The following is a 22,553-nucleotide window of genomic DNA, read 5'->3' as shown; positions in this document are numbered from 1 at the left end:
TATTCTTCCAAGTCCTGCTTTGATTCTAAGTCTAACAAGGGGAAAAACTCTTTTATCCAATTACATCTTCTTACAAGATCACTCAAGTTTTTCTACCCCACAATTTAGAATAAGTTCTCTCATTTGTTCGTTCTTCATTTTGTATATCCTGCTCCCCTCCCTTTTTCAAAATCAACAATGTTAGCTTTATAAATTACTTTTAAAGTTCAAGATATAGTTGTCTGATCTTTTTCTTGAAGAATACAAGAGACACTATGAGATTATGGCAGTTCCTCACCGAATAAAAACATACTTGTTTGAAGTTTAAAGTTTTAAACAAATCATTTAATGTTTCAAACAAAAAACCTGCTTTGGGTTCACAGATTAACAGGAATACCAAGTATTTCTCGGCTGCCATCGGCAATGTCCCTGGCTATCTCCGCGCATCCGATAGCAGCACTCCACCTGTCCAGCGTATGGCAATCCATATCAAGATGGGCTTTTATTTTCTCTGCTACGCGAGGCATCTCAACTACGGAACCCTCGAGTATGATTTCACCCACGGAACCATAATCTTTCATCAGAACTTGCATGCAGGATATTTCCATTGCAGCAAATAGCGCTATGGTATCCAGTGCAAAGATAGCGTCAGGATTTTCCTCTCTGGCAGCTTTCAGTAATTCCTGCCTGTCGGAGAAGGGAGTATGCTTGAGGACACCTGCGTTTGTAAAGGCTTCATTTGCACTAAGTTTACCGACATCCACGTCCCTTAAGGCCTGTACGTCAAGAGGACCATGACTCAGGCCCGGAGCAAAAATACAGGCATCAATAGCACCGATAACTTTACTGTTTGCAACTCCAAGGGTCACGGTATTGGAACTGATATCAGAAAGGACAAAATCTGTAAAACCCATACATAGTGCATGATATGCAATACCTATTTTCTCAGGACTTGTTGAATGAGAGAAAACGTTCAGTCGAGGGTCTGTCTGGCTTCTGTCATGTATCCCGGGGATCACAACGGCAGGAATTCCCGAACCCTTTATTGCATCGAACACACGACTTCCACCGCCGGTTTTCTTGCCAGCTCCTTCAATACTCCTGACACCCCGGTTCTCAACATTATTCATGTGCTCAATAGACGTTATGCCATCTCCCATGGAATAGGTTATAGCTATCATCTCAATCTCATTTCTGGTCACACCGAACTTTTCCTCGATAAGGGAGATGACCTGGGATTCACTCATAGGAGCAACGTCTTGCCGGGGAACTTCCAGTTTCCCAACTGCAGATTTTTCCGGGTCAACAGATGCAAAACGCATTGCTGTAGTACCGTGATCTATTCCGATGAACATGATGAGCACTCTGTTATTTGGTCAGTCTACTATGAGCATTGAATTGATTTCTTCCATTACACGCTCACCTTCAAGGGCGTTCCCGACAGTCGTAACAATTCTGAGTTCCTGTGAAGAAGTACCATGCGAAATGAGCATTCGGAGGTTTCCCCTGTCATCCGGGCGAAGTACTTTTGCGGATAAGAGACCTCCTGAACTTCCCTTCCCTTTGACAGTAATTACCGAAGGGATTATTTTCTTGACCTCTGGATGCTGGCTTACCAGTGCTACAAGCTTTTTTCCCTGGCGATTTCCAATGATGGTCGTGTGAGAGCCACCAAGCTTGCTCTTTGGTTTACTGGGTCCGTCTACAGGCTTACCGGCATTCATTTGAGTGAGTAAACAGTAATAAATATAAAATATTGATGGTTGGTCGGTCAAAAAAGGAAAGGATTATCCGGAAAGATCATATTTTATATCTGCTGGATATCCACCATGTCGATGAGTTTGACACCGGAATTCTTCAGGACAGTAATGGCAGTTTCGATGTTATTGACCCTGAGGATCAGCAGTGCTTTTTCCGTCTTTGTGACAAAAGCATAGGCATAATCTATGTTAATATCCTTCTCGCCCAGGACATCTGCTATCTTGCCCAAACCCCCGGGTACATCTTCCATCTCAATACCCAGGACACTTGTTTCAGATACTGTGAAACCCGCATCATGCAGCACAGTATGTGCAAAGTCCGGCCTATCCACAACCATCCTTATAATACCGAAATCACCGGCTTCAGCTATGGTAAAGGCCCTAATATTAATATCTTCCTTCTGGAAATTGCTGGCGATATTAGCAAGCCTTCCGGGCTTGTTCTCAGCGAAAAGGGATATCTGTTTGATAATCTTGTCTTCCATGAAACCACCTGATAATAAAATTATATCCTATGTAATATTATAGCTTCCTGTTATCTATTACTTTCTTAGCCTTACCCATGGAACGAGGAATAGTTCCGCTTTCTACCAGTTCCACTTTAACTGCGATGTTCAGGACACCTTTAAGGGCAGATGAGACTTTCTTCTCCAGAGTAATAATGTCATTTACCTTATCGCTGAAGGCTTCATCCGTCATCTCAATCTGGACTTTCATAGTATCAAGTTCGTTCACCCTGTCCACAACTATCATGAAATGCTCGCCGACTTCAGGAATATTCATGAGCACAGATTCGATCTGACCGGGGAAGACATTGATACCGCGAACTATGAGCATATCATCAGCACGACCAAGGACACGCATGATACGTGGATGAGTCCTTCCACATTTGCATGGCTCTTTGTTGATAACGGTAATGTCACCGATCCTGTATCTTATAAGAGGAAGAGCTTCCTTGAACAGTGTGGTAATTACAAGTTCACCCCTTTCACCTTCCTTCAATTGTTCTCCGGTCTCAGGGTCAATTACCTCAATAAGAAACTGGTCAGCCCAGATGTGAATACCATCCTGATACTGGCATTCCGTAAAAAGGGGGCCACTGAGTTCTGAAGTGCCATATATATCATAGGCTTTTATTCCGGTTGCCTGCTCGATTCTTGTCCTCATCTCCTCGGACCAGGGCTCCGCACCGAAAATGCCCACACGCAGGCCAGTATCCTTTTCTATGTCAACATTTGCCTTGTTTGCAACCTCGTTCATGAAAAGGAAATATGAAGGAGTACAGGCGATTACTGTTGAGTTGAGATCCTGAATTAATTCAATCTGCCTTTCAGTGTTACCTGAACTTGTAGGAAGCACGGTCGCACCAATTTCTTCCGCACCATAATGGGCCCCGAGTCCACCTGTAAACAGACCATATCCATAGCCCACCTGTATAATGTCACCTCTTCCGACACCTATAGAGGTCATAGCCCTTGCAAGTGAAGTAGTCCATCCGTCGATATCGTTCCTGGTATAGCCCACAACTGTTGGTTTCCCTGTTGTCCCGGATGAGACATGGAAACGTACAAGCTGTTCGTTAGGAACGCAGAACATCCCGGTGGGATAGGTATCCCTGAGGTCACTCTTATATGTGAATGGTAATTTTTTCAGATCGTCAAGTGTTTTAATGTCCCCGGGACTTACACCTGCATCATCGAAGCGCTTCTTGTAGAAATCCGAATGCTGGTAAACATAGTCCACCAGGTGTTTCAACTTCTTCTCCTGTATTTTTTCCAGCTCTTCAACCGGCATACGTTCAATCAACGGGTTCCAGTACTCTATCATTTTTTCACCTCTTTTCGGTTTATTCCGATTCTTCCTGTAAGACCTCACAGATAGAAGGATTCGGTTTTCCCTGGAGAACACTACGAATCCTGTTTCTGCATTCCTCAATTATAACATCTATATCCGCTACTACATCAATTCCGGCAGCACCTGCATGACCTCCTCCGGTACCCTGATAATTGGAGCTTATATCCTCCATTATCTTTCCAAGGTTCACGCCGGAATTCACGGCATCACGCTTTGCCCTTCCACTGACCCTTACATTCCTGTCACGTGATGTGCCTATCAAAGCGACATCAGCTCCTATATTCAGGAACATAGAGGATGCTGCACCTCCGAATGAATTTACGTGAGAATCAACTAGCAGCCAGTCATCAATACGCTCGATATTGGCCCTTGTAGCACACTTTAACATGGCTATACGCATGGATATATCCTGAGGGGTTGAAGCCATCATTTCCAGAACTTCAGCATATTCCACTCCACTTGCTTCTATAATATCCGATACAGCCCTGAAGGTATCTGACGTTGCATGTTTGAAATGGCCGGTGTCTGTTATAATACCTGTGAGAAGACCAAGTGCTGTTCTGCGCATTATGGGAGCACCCATTATACGGAGAATATCGAACACCATCTCTGCAGTGGATGTAGCATGGCGATGAAGGTAGAATTCCGCATTATCGATAAGTGCGGTAGTCGCATGATGATCGATAACGCAATACTTACTCAATTTAATATCGTTCAATTGTGAACTGGTAGATGTGTCAACTACCAGTGTGATATCATATTGTGACGGATCGGGATTATCCTCCACATTTATATTAAGCTTATCAATAAGAAGCGAGGCAACGCGGTTACAACCGTCCACTAGTCCGATAGTTCCGCCTAGTGCCTCGGACAGTGCAAAAGCACTGCTCACAGCATCTGGATCTGCATTACGATGACACAAGTAAAGAATATTTGAATAATCCAGAAGTCTATTGTAAAACTCCAGTTCTTCAACTTGCATGGAAACCTCTGATTATCAGAAAGGAAGATAATCCGAGTAATGTTAGCAGTAAGGAAAAAGGCTTTATTCTGCCTGATTCCCCATTGCCTGTTCAATTTGTTCCTGAAGTTGTGTAAAACGCTTGGAGATACGCTCTTCCTGTCTGGAGATAGATTGAAGTCTCAGGGAAAGCGTTTCTACCTTTTCCTTCATCTTGCCAACAGTTTCCTCTTTATTGGCCTTGACCTGCAACTCACCGACAGTTCTGTATATCACTGCATCCTCAGGGAGCTTCTCAAGCTCTTCGAGAGCCACTTCGGATTCCTTCTGCAAGGATTCCATCTGAGCTTTCTGCATTGCAAGTGACTGTGCCTGCTGCTGTACTTGCTGCAATTGTGCCAGTTGGTTCTGTATCTGCGGGGGTATTTGTGTACTCATTTGGTTTCACCTGGCATACCAATAAACTTAAAGTGATTTTAATGTTTCCATAAAGAATACAATGTTAAAACAGCTAGTCCAGCTTTGTTTTTCACCAAAAGAGAACTTGAATATATTATGTACTATCCGTAAGGACAGCTACTTCATAAGCTACCTGTATCAATCTTAACCAGGTGTTCAGAGTAGACCTCATAGATACGAGATCATCAGCTTCTACAGTAAGATACAGATACGAGCCATCAACCTTAAATTCGATTCTGGACCTGTCGGTCACCTGTGTTTCGATTTCAGGCTTAAGTGACAAGTATATTGAACAGGCAGCATCGGTCTCAAAAACAGATTGGCTTATCAACTGCAATCGGTACCACCATCAAATATCCTGTAACTTCTGATCTTCAAGGTAAAAAGAGTAGTTTCATCTTCATTAAAATCGATCCGATCATCTGAAATAACCATTTTCAGAGGATAGGAGGGGTTTTCACTACTATCCGGGAGAAACAAATTTGAAAATAACGAAGCAATCTCCCCTTCCCCAACTATAAATGGTTCTGCTTGCCCGGACCGGGGATAAGGTTTTTCAGATGCAGATAACGAAAGATATAAAGAGAGAACACAGTAACCTTCCGGATCGTACATGCTTATACTGCCGGGGTTTCCGTGGTATTCACCCACGATCATGAGGGAGGAACCATCTGCCTGGTCCAGAACCTCACCCATGCCCATCTTTCCGCGATTAAAATAATCACAGTTAAGAAAAGATGCCAGCAGCTTACATAGAGTACGCGTGCCGGCTGATGGTTTGCGAGAAGAAGTTATTTGCATCTACTTCTTACATTGCTTTGATGCGTTTGATGGATGTCGGACGCTCTTTCACAAGTATCCTGTGCCCACAGTAAGGGCAGCGAATACCTGTGTACTCGTAGTCGATCTCAACATTTCTTTTGCATCTTGTGCATTTGTAATCCATGCTCACCTTACTCTATCTTTTCAGTGGCTTTCCTGACGGAACGTGCAACTGTCTTACCCACACTGGTCTGTGGAAGATAGGTTCCGCCTGCAAATGTATAGTCACACTTGCTGCATCTCCAGATACCTGTACAGACTCTGCTTACTGTAGGACGGGCACATTTTGCGCATACATGGGGCATACGCATTTTTTCTTCCAGATCCGCTACCAGCTTACGGTCTCTTCTACCATATCGTACACCAAACCGGCCTGCTGATCTGGATACGCGTCCTTTTCTTGTATATTTTTTACCCATGAATCTAATCTCCTTGAATCAAATGTGAATTTACGATATTAACGTGATTAATCCCGGATATTTGAGAGATGAACCTCACGCAGTTGGGCTGCTTTCTCGCATGACATTTCCACAGCCTTCAACAACTGTTCTTCCGTCAATGCTCCGTCACCGCTCTTTTGCATTCCTGAGATCGAACCATCCTGATTTGAAACAATAGTGATTTTGGTATCACATACAGTTTCTTCATCAAGTCCCGGATCAACCATCAGCGAGCCACCGATATTTATAACTGTAACTGACAAGGGCATATCCTTGATAGGCATAGCCATATCCTCACCTTTTCCTGCACGTTCCATAGGAATGGTTGTGGTAAGTAAGGCTGCGATAGCGCCCAAGGAAGAAGCGTCCTGAATGTTTCCGGAATTATTGAGAACATGGATATCGATGAATACTATCCATACTTCTTCTCCCTCCGTAATACACAACTTACTTAAATCAATTGCGCCTGACTCACGGACACCACGGTCGGTAACACGGGCCATTTCAATAGCATTCTCTCTTGGCGGACCTGCCTCAAAGTCCGGAGAAGCTATGGGATTCAGCTCAAGACTGGTGATAATGACTCCCTCACCAGGAGAATCAGGGAACGGAGCTCCTGCCTGAAGTTTCACACCTGCAAGAACCTCTGTTTCTCCAATCTTTACCCATGCAGATCCTTCAGCTTTATCGATGACATTTGTTTTTACTTCAATATCCCTTATCTCATCAAAGGAACGACCATCAGCACGGTTTCCCTTGAGCATAAGGTTATAAATATAATCTCTTTTCAGTACAGACATCACTTCATTGCTCACGGACATCACTTCCCTCGGCAACTTCTTCTTCGTCAGTAGTTTCCTCTTCGACTAGATCAACGAACTCTTCTTCTATATCTTCCGGAACTTCTTCTTCCTCTTCAGCCTCTGAAACATCCGATTCTTCAATGGACTCTTCCTCAGTCTCGGATTCTTCTTCTTCCTCTTCTTCTGCTTCAGATTCTAATTCCTCGGAAAGAGCATCCGATTCTTCGGAACTTTCTGCCTCAGATTCCTCAACCTCGCATTCGACCATGGCTTCAACATCGAGTTCTTCATCAATATCATCCGGCACTTCAATTGCGACATCGTCAGCAAACTTGTTCTTCAAAGCCTCTTTCTGCACTTCGAAGATCTGACGGCAACCTTCCTTACACATTTCAACAGCTTGCTTAAACTCTTCCTGAGTAAGATCTCCATCCATCTGAAGAAGTGTGATCTCTCCATCCTCGGTCATCGCTATCGGAAGATCTGCCTGACCATAATTGTCTTCAGGCTTGTTCAGATCAAGTACCAGTTTCCCGTCGACTTTTCCGGCTGCACAGGCAGCCACAAGACCTTTCATAGGAATTCCGGCATCTGCAAGGGCAATTGAAGCTGCATTGATAGCAGCAGTCCTTGTACCAGCATCTGCCTGAAGTACCTCTGCAAAGACATCGATCACTGCACTCGGATAAAGCTGTGTCATTACAACAGGTTCGAATGCCTCACGACTTACTTTTGATATCTCGATACTCCTTCTGCTGGGACCGGGACGTATGCGGTCCTCAACGGAAAAAGCTGCCATATTATATCTATACCTTATCAGAGCGGAATCAGCTTTCTGCAGTCTTCTTGGATGAAGTTCTCTGGGACCGTAAACCGCCGCCAATATCTTATTGTTTCCCCATTCCAGATAACAGGAGCCATCCGCACGGGAAAGCACTCCTATCTTAATCGTCATCGGTCTTATTTCATTAATTTGCCTGCCATCGAGGCGTAAACCATTCTCATCAATGAATTTTTCAGGTTTATCATTCATACTAATTCTCCAATATTCACGCAATTGGCCGCTCACTTTTACAAAAAAGATTTTCCGGGTTAATCATCCGTTTCTTCCAGAAGTGCATCCACTTTTCTATAGGTATCCTCAGGAATCCCGCCTTCATCTTCTTCTACTTCTTCGGCATCGGCAAGATTTTCCTCAGTATCAACGTCAACATCTTCCCCGTTTCTCAGGAAACGGCAAACCCTGTCTGTCAATCCCGTTGTATGTGACTGTTGCATTATCATGTCTATAGCTTCGGTAAGACGATCCATATCAGCGTCTTTTCCCTTTATCCATATCCTTCCGTTCTGACCTACAAAAATCTCACAGTTGGTTTCCTTTTTAAGCATTGAGACCATCGAACCGCCATGTCCTATGACCCGGGGAACCTTTGCAGGGACAACATTGATTATTCTGCCTACATTGAGCGGTTTCAAACCTCTCTCGCGCATTGACAGTTCCACTTTCATAGACGGATTTACGTCTTTTACACGCAGAAGTGCAGAGTCACCAGCGCCCATAATTCCTGGCATCTTGTCAGACTCCACTCTTTTAGGGTACTCCGAGACATGCAGCAGGCCATCGTAAGGAGAGCCTATGTCAAATATCCAGTTTGAAGGAGTTACCTCGATCACAGTACCGATTACAAAATCCTTGCTTGAAGGAATGTATTTTCCTGAGAACGGAATCACAGATAGCTTATTTCTTGCATTCTTGATCCCGTATAAAAGAGAATAGACTTTTCCATCCTTCACATAAGTACCAGGTCCCGATTCTGCCTTGTTCTCAGACAAAAGCTGGCCCGGAAGTACAATTTCTCGCTCCATTATCCATCCTCATAATAATTTAGATTCAGCATCTCCTTTAGTCAGGTGATTTACCAGACCATAGAAATCGTTCTGAAGACCTGCCGGCATCCTCACAACAGCAACCCAGGATCCATCGTTTTGCCACTCATTCTTCAGGAGAGTTGCAAACTTAGAAACATCTCCATAGGATTTGGCAGCATACTCCGCAGGTATCTTTACCGCTACATCGACCTCCTCAAACCTGATAGGAATGATAGGACGGATGGCCTTCATGACGATATTTACCTGCTCATCCACGCCCTTGAAAAGATCTATGTGGACCTTTGCCTCCTCCATAGCCTTCTCGATTCTAGCCCGTGGGTGAGGTGTCTTTGTCTGAGGATTAATAGCATTCTGCACTATCACAGTTACAACCTGCCGGGTTTTTTCTTCAAGCAGGAGTTTTCGCTGTTCTGTAGTTAACTGGAGTTCCCCATGTTCTATGATCTGACTGGCAACTTCCATAACATCAGAAGTGCTAAAGGTATTCTCAATATCGGACTCAGCTGCATGGTCCCCTTGATGAGCATCAGAGAATACGGATTCAACAGCGAGTATATCTTCCATTTTGACATCTTCGCCTCTCTTCAACGCAAACGCTCCGTCCGGATCTACAAGAACCTCGAACTGGTTCTTCCCTTTCTTGAGCCTTGCGATCACAGCTTCATCAAGTGACACCATTTATCTTCACCCCTTATTTTAATCCTTGATTCTTTTTATTCCTCGGCCCCTTCTTCGGAGCTTTCGGTATTTTCTTCTTCGTCAGCAAACTCGTCTTTTAGTTCTTCCTGGATACGGGTCACGTATGTTTCAACCTCATCCTCCGAAAGCTTTCTGAACTGCCTTTCCTCAAGGGTAACAAGACCTACTTCGAGGGTAGCTGCATTGAGTTTACCTTCAGTGGATCTGTAAAGCGCCTTCATGCCAAGCATGATAGCAGCGTCCATATCCATATCGTCGCTGTAGTCAGTCTCGAATATCTCCATAAAAGAGCTTCTTCCTGCACCTATTGCAGTTGCCTTGTATTCAAGAAGTGCACCGCTTGGATCTGTTTCGAACAAACGAGGCCTTGAATCATCGACTCCTGCAATCAGAAGAGCAGTACCATAAGGACGGGCACCGCCATATTGGGTGTAGCTCTGTTTATGATCGCAAATCTTCTTTGCAAGTACTTCTACTCCCACCTGCTCATCATAAGATACTTTGTTAATCTGGGCTTCTACTCTTGCCCTGTCTACCAGTGCGCGGGCATCTGCAACCAGACCGGATGTAGCAGCACCGATGTGATCATCTATCTGGAATATCTTCTCGATGGATTCTGCTTCTATCAATCTGCTTGTTATCCTTTTATCGACAAGAAGGACTACTCCGTCCTTGGATTTCACACCCGCTGCAGTCGTACCCCTCTTAACGGCCTCCCTGGCATACTCTACTTGAAAAAGACGCCCATCGGGACTGAAAACAGTAATTGCACGATCATAACCCATTTGTGGTGTCATTTGCATCTTAATTTCATCTCCTGTATCAAAATAGTAAACAGTAACTTGTAGTCTTACTAACTGAAATATGCATTCTACTCATTTATATGTGACTGTTCTTCCGGGTTAAATACATCCACACCCGCTAAATACTTTTTTGTCGCACCCCGGACAGTTCCGGAGATACCGAGCACATGACATAGGGCCCTGGTACCCTTCACATCCGCAATAGTTGCAAGCACTGCACGCGTATTATCAGTTCTTTCGGGAGAACAGCGAATAATTCCCCTGGAATCTTCAAAGGCAAGTAATCTGATAGCGCACTCACTTGCACCGACATCACCAAGAAGTGATCCGGCAGCTGAAAACAATTCTCTAATCAGGTCTTCCCTTCTGACAGGAGCCTCAGAAATAAGTTCGAAGGCCAGATATCTTTTTTTGGCACGTAACGTCGGAGGGAGAATCTTCATTTGAGATCATCCCCTTCCGGACCTTCGTCAATCATTTCAGTTCTGATTACCTGCACACCTTCACCAACATACCCACTGGGAGGGCGATTTCTGGAAATGATCGATTGAGGATTCGTTGTAAGACCTGATATCGCTTCCTCGCGAGACATACCAAATAAAGCTGCCAGTGCAACCATTTCCCTGGGAGCACGCATATCATAACATGATCTGGGACTGGTCGTCAGCAGGAAGGGAACATCATATTTTCTTACAAGCTGCAGGTTCTTCCGAAAATTGCTGAGTGCATATACCCTCCGACCTCCCTTGAGTTTTATAAGCTCACCAAGATCGAAACAAATCGCAACCTTATTCGCACTTGCAGCTTTTGCCAGTACATGATTGAATCCACTTTCCTGGCCAATATTAATATGTGTCAGAAGGTCTACCTTAGGATTTTCCACAGCAGCCCGATTAATACCCTCACTACCACCACATACTGCGATGATATCTACCTTGCTACGACATTTTTCAATTATACTGTGCATCTTCGAGGCTTTTTGAATCCTTATTTCAGCGCCTGAAAACAACTCGATACCAGCAAGGTTAGCAGGAACATTTAAAATTTCAGAAGAATCAGGACATGTAATCGCAATTCCACTGTAACCCAGGTGTTTTGCAATAGCAACTAGTTCTTCGACCTTATCGCCGTCTCCGGTAACTGGACAAACATTAAGGTCATAAAATCCGGATTCAGCCAAACAATTCCTCCACGATACCGCCTGCCTTTAACCGGTTCTTAGGATAAGTTGCAATCTTCACCCTGGCTGCAATAGCATCTGAGGATGACGTCAGTTTTACACGTCCCTCAAAAGCTGCCTGTTTATCGAATCTCATATAGAATACCTGCTCATCATCAAGACGATCCGGCATCTCCGAGCGAAGTAGCTCCACATCCTCATCAGACATATTCTGCCTGATAAATAAGGCAAGAGCCTTTGAATCCTGTTTGCGTGAAACCTGTGCACTGAAGATCCTTATTGGATTGCCATAGTGGCCTTCCGCATCAATGATTTCCACAGCATCATCGATATCTGATTCTTCTTTTTTGCCTGCGGAATTAAGTAAAAAGAAATCCAGGGCTTTTCTTACCCTGGAGAAGTCTTCAGTTGAGTGTGAGATCACACGCAAGTCGATATAATGAATCACTTGCCCTTGTTTTGATGTGACCTGATGCTTGGTCGGGTCTTCTCAGTACCGGTACCACGTGTCATCATACCTCTGCCCTTGCGGCCTGCACTGGTCTTACCACGTGGAGCACGTCCCTTGTGGGAACTGTTGCATATCCAGTTGAGATTCTTGTCACTCTTAATAACAGGATGGTTAGGATCTACGAGGATAACTTCGTACCACTTGAGTTTACCGTCTTCTCCTACCCAGTAGGAGTTCAGTACTTCCATGTTGGGGAACTTTCTTCCTGCACGCTCTTCAGCGATCCTCTGGATGCTCTTGCCTGCTGTGATCTTGTTCTTACCCATGTTGTGTGTACGTCTTCCGCGCATGTACCTGGACTTTCTGAGGCCACCCCTGCGTACCTGTACGCGGGCAACAACTATACCCTGCTTTGCCTTGTAGCCAAGTGAGCGGGCACGGTCGATACGAGTAGGACGTCTGATTTTTGTAACAGATCCTTCCTTTCTCCATTCCTGAAGTCTTTCCCATCTAAGTTCACTGACGTAAGTATCGCCAGGGTTCTTCCATGCATCTTTGATATATCCGTAAAATGATTTGGACAATATATTCACCTTGTTTCATCTTCTTGTTTCACGGTTCAGCTTTTTATTAAAGCCACATTCCCACGGGACAGATCCCGACAATGAAACAGGACTAGTACCAACCTGATATGATTTAAACTTTTTTGCCCATCAAAAAACAAGGCCATTTTCATATGTGACTTGAAATCGAATGCAATGAACAAAATAGGAGTTAATTATCCCACAGGCATAACTCGTACACTACTTTTTACTTTAGTTGCATTCATCGGCCTGTTGATGACAGTCTTAGTAAGGATGGATTGCCTGCAATATGAGAAACATGTCCAGTAAAAACAGCCAGGAGAAAAAGTGACACCTCAAAACAGGAATGATGGGAAGGATATCATTCCAATCTATGACAATTCATTCTTCGAATATGCTCAGGTCCTCACCGGAACATATGACCCCGGTTATATTACCGTCGCCATCTTTGAGCAGAGAGTCATACCAGCGAACCAAAATTTCACTACCATCTTTGCACTCCACCACTAGTTCGGAATATTCAGGCAGGCTGGAGCCGACCACAGCAGCCTCAAGATAAGCCCTTACATCAGACCTCATATCCTCTTTAATTAGAGTATTTACGAAATCCTGACCAATCAACTCAAATTCTTCATACCCGAGAGATTGGTTGCCTTTTTTATTTACCAGATTAATCTTCAACTGCGTATCTATTACAATAGCAATGAAACCGGCTTCATCGAAATAGTTTATTGCATCATTCCTTTCAGCCAGCATCTTGTCCTGAAGGTGTTTTATGCGTAGCAGTGACTTTACCCTTGTAACAAGCTCCAGCCGGTTCACAGGTTTACCAAGGAACTCATCTGCTCCTACCTCAATACCTTTTATACGGTCATCCTTGCCAGACAATGCAGTAACCATTATCACAGGAAGGAATTGAGTTTCAACGGAAGTTTTCAGGATTCTGCAGACTTCATACCCATTCATGTCAGGCATCATCACATCAAGAAGGACTAGATCAGGTTTGTCAGCTTTCACCCTTTCAAGTGCTTCTCCACCATTATAAGCATTTATAACCTCATAATCCGATTTCAGATAGAGCCCCATTAGTTCTACTATGGCCTGTTCATCATCAACTATGAGTACTTTGTCCCTTTTCTGCATGCACCATACTCCATTTTACTGCACATTTCAGATTAATAAATGCGTCTCAATATAAATATGATGGTTATTCAATCATTCCTGCATTTACTTTCCTGACAAAAACATATGTCCTATACTAGATATTAGGACTGTCAGCATATAAAATTTTAGGCAAATGATAACAATAAGTCTGAATAAAGAAACAAAATGGGGCTGGTGAGATTTGAACTCACGATCGACGGGTCTCTCCGAACTGCTGCAAAACACAGCATTTTTCTTTAAGAGCCTTTATCAGTGCTCCAACGGTTCCTCACAGGCCAATCCCGTCGGATAAGCCTCAGTAGACCCGTTGTTCATCATTTATCCGCTGGAGCCCGTCGCCATGCCGGACTAGGCCACAGCCCCTTAAATTCAGGCAGTATCCCCTGAATAAATCTTATCTGTGATATATTTGGCGGTACCTAGGTACCAAGTATGGCTTACACCGAGACTGCCAGATCAGCATTTTTCACATTTCACACGGTCAAGACTTCCAAGTTTGCACAGCTCAGAACAGAGTCCCTCTATTTCCGAGCGTATATCCTCCCGGGATTTACCGTACATGAGGGCAAGGTACATGGCACCTCCGGCACCCACACCTTCCTTTACAAAACCAAGTTCATACTGTCTAAGGCCCTCTGAGCAGGACTCACCAAAGCACGGGTCCACACCATAGCACCTAGCACCCAACTGTTTGGCTATGTCCCCGAAATTAGCAGACCCATCACTTGAAACATAGCTTGTAGTCACAATCATGATATTATCCGTCGGATAACCCAGATGCTTGATAACAGCGTAGATAGATTCCATCTGAGTCCCGCCAGCGAGTATCAAACGCGTATCTCCAAGACCTGCAGCGATTCCTGCAACTGCAACCATCATCGGATCACCCACACAACTGATAGCCTTGAACGGGTCATTGCGAAGTGAACCAAATGTTATATCCGAGGATTTCAAAGCAGCTTCAACTACATCTCTTTTAAGCGAAAGAGGATTTGAAGATGAGCTGCTGCTCACATTCCCATCATAGCCGAGTGATTGCAATACGGCGTTGGCAGTTGTTGTGCCAGCCGGTATACTCTCACCAATCATTATGAAGTCATGTTTTTCAGCAAGTTCCTGCCCTAGCTTGAATGCGTTATTGAAAGCAGTCTCAACATCCCTGACTGCAACAGGACCGCGAATATCCTCACCTGGTTTGCCACCTATATCTACAAGAGGAACCTCTTTTGAAGGCAGGACTCTCAGACCGGCATTCACCGTTATGTGAGGTACACCTGTTAACTGCAGAGCAGCCCTTGTAATGAGTGCAGGGGTGGGCGTGTCATAGGGAGGAGTCATTGGCAGGATAGGAATATCGATGATTGTACCTTTGTACAAAACCTCCGCATCTCCCGCAGGAGTATAGTCTGTAAGTTTTGCGGTTTTTCCTGCTGCGGAAAGGCCCTCTACATAGGCAGTTGCAGTGTTGGCAAGAACACATACGAACAACGGCCTTTCAGGCAAACTGGCATTTTCGGGGGATAGGGAGTCCATAATTATCAACGTACCTATTTTCGAGGGTGTATATGTTATTTTCCAGACAGAGTATGCGAAGAATCAATAGGTTCTCGCAACATACACCATTGTACCTGCATCCGCACCGCACACGACGCATTTACCCTGACAGCATTCCTGTGAAGTAGGTATACCCAGGATGCCCGCACCGACCTCATCTTCCAATTTGAGTCCGCAGTCTTTTTCGCCACACCAGAATACTTTAGCAATACCTGTTGTAATGTTCTTCTTGACCTCGTCAAGACTCATGCAATCAAGTATGCGCCTGTCAACTTCCTGCTTTGCTTTCTCATAAAGACTGTCCTGTATAACAGAGAACATGGAAAGGACCTCGTCCTCAATATTATCAAGAGATACCTGCTGCTTTTCTCCAGTGTCGCGGCGCGCCAGCATAGCTGCATTGTTCTTAAGGTCCCTTGGGCCGATTTCCAATCTTACGGGAACACCTTTCATTTCCCATTTGTAGTATTTGGCACCCGGACGGTTGTCACTTGCATCCAGCTTGACACGTATGCCTACAGCTTCCAGTTTCTCCTTTACTTCTTCGCAGGCCTGCAGAACATCTTCAGCTTTCTTGAAGACAATAGGAATAATCACAACCTGCACAGGAGCTACTTCCGGCGGCATCACAAGTCCCTTTTCATCTCCATGTATAGAAATTAATGCTGCAACTGAGCGCTCAGAGACACCATAGCAGGTCTGATGGACATAGACCTGTTCACCTTCAGAGTCCTCATACTGGATATCAAAAGTCTTGGCAAAATTGTCCCCCAGATGGTGGGCAGTACCGACCTGAAGAGTCTTGCCATCCGGCATGAGTGCATCGGTAGCTATTGTATAGTCCGCTCCAGGGAACTTATCCCAGTCAGGCCTCTTTGAAGGAAGAACAGGAATAGCAAGCTTGCGATAGAATTCCGTGTAGAGCCTGATAGCCTCATCAACCTGGGCTGCCGCATCTTCCCAGGTGGCATGGACAGTATGCGCCTCCTTGAAAGAAGTGATCTCACGTAGCCGGATGAGAGGACGTGTATGCTTGGTCTCGTACCTGAAAGTATTGACTATCTGGTACAGCTTGAGAGGCAGGTCGGCATGAGAGCGAACCCACAACTTGTACATCGGATAAATAGCAGTTTCACTTGTCGGGCGCAGTGCAAGTTTAACGTCAAGTGGGGAGACGCCTCCGTGAGTTACCCAGTACACTTCATCCTCAAAACCTTTGATATGCTCAGCCTCTTTCATGAACTCATTTTCCGGGATTAAAAGAGGAAAAAGTGTCTCCTGGTGATCTTTGTCAAGCAGTTTTCTCATAATATCATAAACGTTTCGCCTGAGGTTGAAACCAAATGGATACCATACATACAATCCCTTAACAGGATAACGGACATCCATTATTTCGCCTTTCTGCAGGATGTCATTATACCATTCGCTGAAACTTTCCTTTGAAGGAAGTGCAGCCTCTTTCTCTTGTTCTGCCATGTAGTCACCTATTATGATCACTTGATTTTGGCTACATAAACAAGTACATTGCTTATAGGCATTTCCTTCGGAACTTCAAAGAGAAAATGCCTGCAGCATAGGCCAATAGAAAATGTGTAAAAGTTATTCCTGCTTATCCTCTTTCAGGCACAAAAACCAGGTCCCACATTTTTTGAGCTTCTCCGAGCTGTTCATCAGCTCCTTTGCTTCATCCCATGTGGGTGGATTGGGAACGATCACATCCTCACCCGGATGCCAGCCCTCGGGAGTGAAGACATGCTCACGATCTGATTTCTGTATAGCCATAAGCAGCCTTTTAATTTCATCCAGGTTCCTGCCATTGGAAAACGGATAGTACAGCATCGCACGTATTTTTGCCTGCGGGTCAATGATGAATGTTGCGCGGACCGTTTCAGTACTGAATTCCTGCAATCTTAATTTTCCCCCGGAACGCTCAAATCTCTCAAGCACTTCTTCAGGAGTATAATGAGAGTGAGGATGAATCATACCATACTTTCTTGCAACTTCCAGACTCAGATCCTCAATTATGGGGAACATTACATCAACATTTTTTAACCCCTTATATTCCACCTTTTCCCGGATAGCTTCAAGCCAGGCTATATGAGACTGATTACTGTCTACTGAAAGCCCCAGAAGCTCGGTATTAAGTTCAGCAAATTCTTTCTTCATGGTCGCAAACCTTATGAACTCTGTTGTACAGACGGGAGTGAAATCACCGGGATGGCTGAAAAATATAAGCCACTTCCCCTTATAATCGTCCGGGAAATCGATCACACCCAAAGTAGTCTTGGCTCTGAAAGAAGGTGCATCGTCCCCTATCAGGGGTATTTTTACCTGATGGCGATCTTCCTCTTGCAAATCTGAGTCCTCCCACAGTTCATTAAAATTAATACCATTTTGGTATCAGATTGCAAGCTATTTAAGGTTTCGGAGCCTTGCTGAAAACTGCTTCCGAATATCAAAAAAGATATTGAAAAAACTAAAAGAAGTATGAGAAAAGGAAAAAGCTTCAATTGGTGACAGAATGATCAGAATCACATGCATCGACTTCCATATCGGAAGAAGATGTGTCGAAAACAATCATTCCAGTCTTGAGCTCGGAGGCTTCCTGCGGTGTCAGTTCCCTGGAAAAGGCCTTATCAGATATGATAGCACTATTCCCCAGAGGATCTTCCATAATCACAGTAAGCTCTTTTTTACCTTCCATAGCATCCCTGAGAGCCTGCTGGATTTCAAGTCCTTTAGAATATTTCTCTTCATCAGCGTCTTCTTTTGACCATTTGGTAGCAGTGATCACCACATTGAGTATCCTGTCCAGTACACCTTCAATGTTTGTAACGTAAGACTCGGATATCGAGCCAGGCTCCACATCAATACCCAACTCAGGTATACGTATAGTTCCAGAGGTGGAACGAACAACTCTGCTGTGGAGGTCTTCAGAATTTTCGATCTTTAGCTCATATCTCACCGGATCGCGCTGAGCCAGGATAATAGTATCGGCAAATCTAAAACTGCAGTCACACCTTGCGGTAATATGCATTACCTCGCCAAAATAAGGAATATCATCACCCTGCCAGTTGATGATCAATTCTTCATGACAAAGCGGACAGGAAGTGGCAGTTACAAAATTATGGCAGGAGCTTTCTTCACTCAATATCTTCCACCAAGAATCTTTGATCTGTCGATCTTTATGCCGGATGGTGTTACGAGCACCTGGTCATCTTTAATTCCTGCAATGTCGCCGTGAACATCAACTACTACATCCTTAAGATCCTTTAATGCACGGTCAAGCAGGAGTTTATCCGCCTTAATGTTTGAGATGTCGATCATTACAATATTACCGTCGTATATCTCTCTTTTTAGTGCGGTCAGCTCATTCAGATTGGTCAGCTCAGCCACCCGAATATAGGTCTCTGCAGGCTCTTCATCAAGCACTTCTTCATACTTGGTAAGATCGAGTTCCGTATATTCATCCTCAACAGTTGTGGTTTTGGCACTGCCACCAAATATCTTATTCATGATCTTTGCCATAATGCGCCCTCATGTATTCAAAAACATTGATGCTTATTAATAATATCGATACTACTTAAATTGTTACTGGACAGATGCTTCAGACTGTTGCTTTTAATTATATTTCCTGTCATTGTATATTAATCATTTCTTTCAGATGTCAAGGTTCCATAACTTGTCACCTACGTAATGGACAGACTTTATCGCCTTTCCGGAACTCGCTTTCATCTGGGGACCAGGAATCAAAGCAGTACCTACAGCAAGGGGTTTACCATGTGTTTCCTCTGTAATTATAACCGGGTCACCGGCTCCAATATCATCATCCGCAGATACTATACCGGGACACATTACATCAGCACCATTGACGACAAAGCGCACGGCTCCGGCATCCACTACAACAACATTCTTCTTCAGGCCAAGCTGGAGTACTCCCTTCACAGTCGGAAAATAAACATCTCCTGTCTTGAAAAGAAGCACGTCTCCTTCTATCATCACAATAGGAATATCATCAGCAATCGCCGTTTCAAATTTCCTGTCAGAGAACGTATCAACGACATCACCAAATGAGGATTTTAGTTCCTTCAGTAGCTTAATCTTATCTGATTTCCTGATCTGAACCCTGGATTTCACTTTCAACTGATCACCTGAAATAGAATAGTGTAACTGAATTTGATTATGATGGGGTGACTCTTAAAGGTTGCGCGGATTGATGTATGCTTATACAACCATCCGGCCACCTCCACTTAATGCATCATCTTACAATTACAACAGGAACTCCACTGACATCAAGAACATCCACTGATCTTCCTGCTGAAACAACTTCTTTCTCGATTTCCACATAGTCGGGCTCAAGCTCGATAAGTTCGCCGTCAACTGTAATGGTGATCTTACCGTTTGATACCTCATCTGCAATCTTTTTGGGATTTTCATCCAGCAGGGCATTGATGATAGATTTTGCCTTTCCCCTGAAAAGAGGACCGATCTTTCCCATACTAGGCTTTACGCTTACTGGCACATGTTCAAAATCCGGTTCACCTTCTATCATTTCGATAGGCGAATTTGTTACACCCGTCAGGTCGCTTGTGTCCGTGGTAATACCATATATCTCTATCTTCTCAAGAGGCTTATTCAATGCCATACCATTCTCAGATTTGTACCTTCTGACACTGCTTGCAACCTCTTTGATGAACTCACCGGAACTTTCAATGTCCGGGTCAATCAATTCCTCCCTGGCAGAAGGCCATGATTTAACATGCACACTTCCCTCACCTAACCTTGAGAACATCTCCTCGGAGAAGAAAGGGGCAAAGGGAGCAAGTAGCTTTGAAAGAGAATCAATAGTAACAAAGAGAGTGTACTTTGCAGCCATTTTTGCTTCTTCGTCATCGCCGTAAAGACGGGACTTAACAATCTCAATGTAGTTGTCTGCAAGGACATCCCATGTGAAGCCGCGTATTGCCTTAAAAGCTTCGTCGAACTGATATGCATCCATGCTGTCAGTTACTGACTTTATCAACCTGTGAAGATGGCTCAGAAGCCACCTGTCGATTACTTTCAGATCTTCTGTGTCCATTTCAGTATGCTCATAGTCCTCCAGATGAGACATTGAGAACCTATAGATACTCCATGTTTTGGTGAAGAACCTTGATGCTGAAACGACATCCTTCCACCTGAACATAACGTCGGAACCTGGGGAACCGCCTATTGCTGCCCACTGCCTGAACGCATCGGCACTGTAATCCTTAATTACTTCCTCGGGAGAAATGACATTACCCAAGGACTTGCTCATCTTATGGCCGTCCTCACCCAGGACCATACCATTAACAAGAATCGAATCCCACGGCCTTTTTCCCGTAATTGCCATGGAACGTAATATGGTATAGAATGCCCACGTACGAATGATATCATGACCCTGCGGACGCAATTGGGTCGGAAGCCTCATATCATGATCCGAGAGCCAGCCGGATACATGCAGTGCAGTAATGGAGGAATCCATCCAGGTGTCCAGTACATCTTCCTCGGCTTCGAATTCGGTGCAGCCACAGCTACAGGCTTCAGGAGGCTGTTCCATTGTCGGGTCTATAGGCATCCATTCTTCCTTTGCCACCAGCACCTCACCACATTCCTTACAATACCATACAGGGATAGGGGTAGCGAACAGCCTCTGGCGAGAGATGCACCAGTCCCATTCCATTGTTCCGATCCAGTTTTCCAGCCTTACTTTCATGTATTGTGGAAGCCATTTGATCTCATCCGCGGCCTTTGCAACAGCATCGGTATCAATTTTAACAAACCACTGACGCTCGGAAAGTATCTCGATGGGTGTATCACAGCGCCAGCACATGCCCACGTTCTGGTCAAGGGTCTTTTGTTCGAAAAGATAGCCCTCTGTCCTGAGATCTTCAATTATAGCATTCTTACATTCAGGAATTGTCATTCCCTTGTACTTTCCTGCAATGGAAGTCATAAGACCGTTCTTATCAATTGCCTTACGAAGAGGAAGTTCATGCTCCATCCACCAGCGGACATCCTGCTTGTCACCGAAGGTACAGATCATGACCACACCGGTACCAAATGCAGGATCAACGTCCTTATCAGCAATTACCGGGACATCATGTCCGAAAATAGGGACCTTTACATTACCTCCCACATGTTCGTTGTAGCGCTCGTCCTCAGGGTTGATGGCAACAGCCACACATGCAGCAAGAAGTTCCGGTCTTGTGGTAGCGATCTTAAGTGTATCAAAATTCAGGAAATTAAGCTTAGTATCCCTTGCCTCATATTCAACCTCTGCAAAGGCAATAGCAGTTTCACATCGTGGGCACCAGTTGACCGGATGTTCTGCCTGATACACACGACCCATGTCATACATTTTCCTGAAAGACCTCTGGGTCTTGGAATAGTATGCCGGTTCCATAGTGACAAATTCATTACTCCAGTCAGTAGAGAAACCGAGGTTCAGCATTGTTTCCCTCATTTTCTCGATATTGTCATGAGTAAGTTCCCGGCACATCTGCCTGAATTCTTCTCGTGGGACTTCGTTCTTGGTTATGCCATGAATCTCCTCCACCTTTACCTCGGTGGGAAGACCGTGACAGTCCCAGCCCTGGGGAAACATAACATTGTATCCACACATTCTCTTATAGCGTGCGACAAAATCAATGTAACACCAGTTAAGTGAGTTTCCAATATGGAAATTGCCGGTTGGATATGGAGGAGGGGTGTCAATAATGTATTGGGGCCTGGTACCTTCATTCCAGTCGAAATGATACATCGACATATCCCATGCTTTTTTCCATTTTGGCTCAATCTCATGGGGAATATATTCTTTGGGAACCGTCATTAGAACTCTCCGATAAATATTATATTGTGATAGTATTTTTTATCTTACAGTGGTCTAAGATTATTTAAACATATGGTTGCATGCTAGCAATCATTTAGCTAGCAGGATACCAAGAGTAGGAGATATGAAGTTGAAATTTACTCACTTTGGAATGTTCCGGAATTTTCTGTTTATTCTCCGGAAAGTTCTTCGAAAAAACAGAGTAAATTTCACCTGAGCCGATCAAATGCCTGCATGAAAGAGAGGGGCAGGCGGTACAGCATTTAACCACTCCTGAGGACTTTACATCCCGGAGGAGTC

27 protein-coding genes and 1 tRNA gene are annotated in these 22,553 nt (G+C 44.4%); all 28 read right to left on the bottom strand.

Annotated features, from left to right (window positions below; genetic code table 11):
- Window positions 1-356: 356 nt before the first annotated feature.
- Entirely contained in the window at window positions 357-1,334 is a 978-nt protein-coding gene (locus V7O62_RS13520; RefSeq protein WP_406656864.1) for a methanogenesis marker 12 protein, read from the bottom strand.
- Between the two features lie 21 nt (window positions 1,335-1,355).
- On the bottom strand, window positions 1,356-1,703 hold the full coding sequence (locus V7O62_RS13515; RefSeq protein ID WP_406656863.1) for a DUF2103 domain-containing protein: 348 nt from the start codon (window positions 1,701-1,703) through the stop codon (window positions 1,356-1,358).
- Window positions 1,704-1,786: 83 nt separating this feature from the next.
- Window positions 1,787-2,224 carry an ACT domain-containing protein gene (locus V7O62_RS13510; protein WP_406656862.1) on the bottom strand — a complete coding sequence of 146 codons (438 nt, stop codon included), beginning with the start codon at window positions 2,222-2,224 and terminating at the stop codon, window positions 1,787-1,789.
- A gap of 37 nt (window positions 2,225-2,261) precedes the next feature.
- Window positions 2,262-3,566, bottom strand: coding sequence for a phenylacetate--CoA ligase family protein (locus V7O62_RS13505; protein ID WP_406656861.1), 1,305 nt, complete (start codon window positions 3,564-3,566; stop codon window positions 2,262-2,264).
- A 19-nt stretch (window positions 3,567-3,585) separates the two neighbouring features.
- Window positions 3,586-4,575, bottom strand: a complete 990-nt coding sequence (locus tag V7O62_RS13500; protein ID WP_406656860.1) for a DHH family phosphoesterase — start codon at window positions 4,573-4,575, stop codon at window positions 3,586-3,588.
- Between the two features lie 63 nt (window positions 4,576-4,638).
- Window positions 4,639-4,992 carry a prefoldin subunit beta gene (locus V7O62_RS13495; protein WP_406656859.1) on the bottom strand — a complete coding sequence of 118 codons (354 nt, stop codon included), beginning with the start codon at window positions 4,990-4,992 and terminating at the stop codon, window positions 4,639-4,641.
- 115 nt (window positions 4,993-5,107) lie between these two features.
- Complete coding sequence (locus V7O62_RS13490; protein WP_406656858.1) at window positions 5,108-5,350, bottom strand: KEOPS complex subunit Pcc1; 243 nt, start codon at window positions 5,348-5,350, stop codon at window positions 5,108-5,110.
- Window positions 5,341-5,814, bottom strand: a complete 474-nt coding sequence (locus tag V7O62_RS13485) for an rRNA maturation protein (protein ID WP_406656857.1) — start codon at window positions 5,812-5,814, stop codon at window positions 5,341-5,343. Before V7O62_RS13485 ends, V7O62_RS13490 begins: the two co-directional genes overlap by 10 nt.
- A gap of 7 nt (window positions 5,815-5,821) precedes the next feature.
- The gene (locus V7O62_RS13480; RefSeq protein WP_406656856.1) at window positions 5,822-5,959 is read right to left on the bottom strand and encodes a DNA-directed RNA polymerase subunit P; all 138 of its coding nucleotides are present in this window, start codon (window positions 5,957-5,959) and stop codon (window positions 5,822-5,824) included.
- A 7-nt stretch (window positions 5,960-5,966) separates the two neighbouring features.
- Window positions 5,967-6,254: a 50S ribosomal protein L37ae gene (locus V7O62_RS13475; protein ID WP_406656855.1), complete on the bottom strand. Its 288-nt coding sequence runs from the start codon at window positions 6,252-6,254 to the stop codon at window positions 5,967-5,969.
- Window positions 6,255-6,301: 47 nt separating this feature from the next.
- Window positions 6,302-7,096: an exosome complex protein Rrp42 gene (rrp42, locus tag V7O62_RS13470; protein WP_406656854.1), complete on the bottom strand. Its 795-nt coding sequence runs from the start codon at window positions 7,094-7,096 to the stop codon at window positions 6,302-6,304.
- Window positions 7,080-8,111 (bottom strand): exosome complex exonuclease Rrp41, encoded by a 1,032-nt coding sequence (gene rrp41, locus V7O62_RS13465; protein ID WP_406656853.1) that lies wholly within the window; start codon window positions 8,109-8,111, stop codon window positions 7,080-7,082. Before rrp41 ends, rrp42 begins: the two co-directional genes overlap by 17 nt.
- Before the next feature lie 59 nt (window positions 8,112-8,170).
- On the bottom strand, window positions 8,171-8,944 hold the full coding sequence (rrp4, locus tag V7O62_RS13460) for an exosome complex RNA-binding protein Rrp4 (protein WP_406656852.1): 774 nt from the start codon (window positions 8,942-8,944) through the stop codon (window positions 8,171-8,173).
- Window positions 8,945-8,953: 9 nt separating this feature from the next.
- Window positions 8,954-9,646, bottom strand: coding sequence for a ribosome assembly factor SBDS (locus tag V7O62_RS13455; protein ID WP_406656851.1), 693 nt, complete (start codon window positions 9,644-9,646; stop codon window positions 8,954-8,956).
- 35 nt (window positions 9,647-9,681) lie between these two features.
- Complete coding sequence (psmA, locus tag V7O62_RS13450; protein WP_406656850.1) at window positions 9,682-10,470, bottom strand: archaeal proteasome endopeptidase complex subunit alpha; 789 nt, start codon at window positions 10,468-10,470, stop codon at window positions 9,682-9,684.
- A gap of 68 nt (window positions 10,471-10,538) precedes the next feature.
- On the bottom strand, window positions 10,539-10,913 hold the full coding sequence (locus V7O62_RS13445; protein ID WP_406656849.1) for an Rpp14/Pop5 family protein: 375 nt from the start codon (window positions 10,911-10,913) through the stop codon (window positions 10,539-10,541).
- Entirely contained in the window at window positions 10,910-11,650 is a 741-nt protein-coding gene (gene rnp3, locus V7O62_RS13440; RefSeq protein WP_406656848.1) for a ribonuclease P protein component 3, read from the bottom strand. The genes V7O62_RS13445 and rnp3 overlap by 4 nt, the downstream gene beginning before the upstream one ends.
- Entirely contained in the window at window positions 11,643-12,098 is a 456-nt protein-coding gene (locus V7O62_RS13435) for an RNA-binding protein (RefSeq protein ID WP_406656847.1), read from the bottom strand. Before V7O62_RS13435 ends, rnp3 begins: the two co-directional genes overlap by 8 nt.
- Window positions 12,095-12,685, bottom strand: a complete 591-nt coding sequence (locus V7O62_RS13430) for a 50S ribosomal protein L15e (RefSeq protein ID WP_406656846.1) — start codon at window positions 12,683-12,685, stop codon at window positions 12,095-12,097. Before V7O62_RS13430 ends, V7O62_RS13435 begins: the two co-directional genes overlap by 4 nt.
- A gap of 381 nt (window positions 12,686-13,066) precedes the next feature.
- Window positions 13,067-13,828: a response regulator gene (locus V7O62_RS13425; RefSeq protein WP_406656845.1), complete on the bottom strand. Its 762-nt coding sequence runs from the start codon at window positions 13,826-13,828 to the stop codon at window positions 13,067-13,069.
- Window positions 13,829-14,015: 187 nt separating this feature from the next.
- Window positions 14,016-14,212: transfer RNA gene (locus tag V7O62_RS13420), tRNA-Trp, on the bottom strand.
- A 93-nt stretch (window positions 14,213-14,305) separates the two neighbouring features.
- Window positions 14,306-15,382 (bottom strand): nicotinate mononucleotide-dependent phosphoribosyltransferase CobT, encoded by a 1,077-nt coding sequence (cobT, locus tag V7O62_RS13415; RefSeq protein WP_406656844.1) that lies wholly within the window; start codon window positions 15,380-15,382, stop codon window positions 14,306-14,308.
- 63 nt (window positions 15,383-15,445) lie between these two features.
- A complete protein-coding gene (gene proS / locus V7O62_RS13410; RefSeq protein ID WP_406656843.1) occupies window positions 15,446-16,879 on the bottom strand; it encodes a proline--tRNA ligase in 1,434 nt (477 codons plus the stop codon).
- 123 nt (window positions 16,880-17,002) lie between these two features.
- Window positions 17,003-17,728 carry a redoxin domain-containing protein gene (locus V7O62_RS13405; RefSeq protein ID WP_406658306.1) on the bottom strand — a complete coding sequence of 242 codons (726 nt, stop codon included), beginning with the start codon at window positions 17,726-17,728 and terminating at the stop codon, window positions 17,003-17,005.
- Between the two features lie 181 nt (window positions 17,729-17,909).
- Window positions 17,910-18,554, bottom strand: a complete 645-nt coding sequence (locus tag V7O62_RS13400) for a ZPR1 zinc finger domain-containing protein (protein ID WP_406656842.1) — start codon at window positions 18,552-18,554, stop codon at window positions 17,910-17,912.
- A complete protein-coding gene (sepF, locus tag V7O62_RS13395) occupies window positions 18,551-18,931 on the bottom strand; it encodes a cell division protein SepF (protein ID WP_406656841.1) in 381 nt (126 codons plus the stop codon). Before sepF ends, V7O62_RS13400 begins: the two co-directional genes overlap by 4 nt.
- A gap of 132 nt (window positions 18,932-19,063) precedes the next feature.
- Window positions 19,064-19,546, bottom strand: coding sequence for an RNA-binding protein (locus V7O62_RS13390; RefSeq protein WP_406656840.1), 483 nt, complete (start codon window positions 19,544-19,546; stop codon window positions 19,064-19,066).
- Between the two features lie 115 nt (window positions 19,547-19,661).
- Complete coding sequence (locus tag V7O62_RS13385) at window positions 19,662-22,253, bottom strand: valine--tRNA ligase (protein ID WP_406656839.1); 2,592 nt, start codon at window positions 22,251-22,253, stop codon at window positions 19,662-19,664.
- Between the last annotated feature and the right edge of the window lie 300 nt (window positions 22,254-22,553).

Source organism: Methanolobus sp. ZRKC2 (genome assembly GCF_045291185.1).
GTDB lineage: Archaea > Halobacteriota > Methanosarcinia > Methanosarcinales > Methanosarcinaceae > Methanolobus.
Note: the sequence above shows the minus strand (reverse complement) of the source record. Positions and strands in the feature narration are given on the sequence as shown.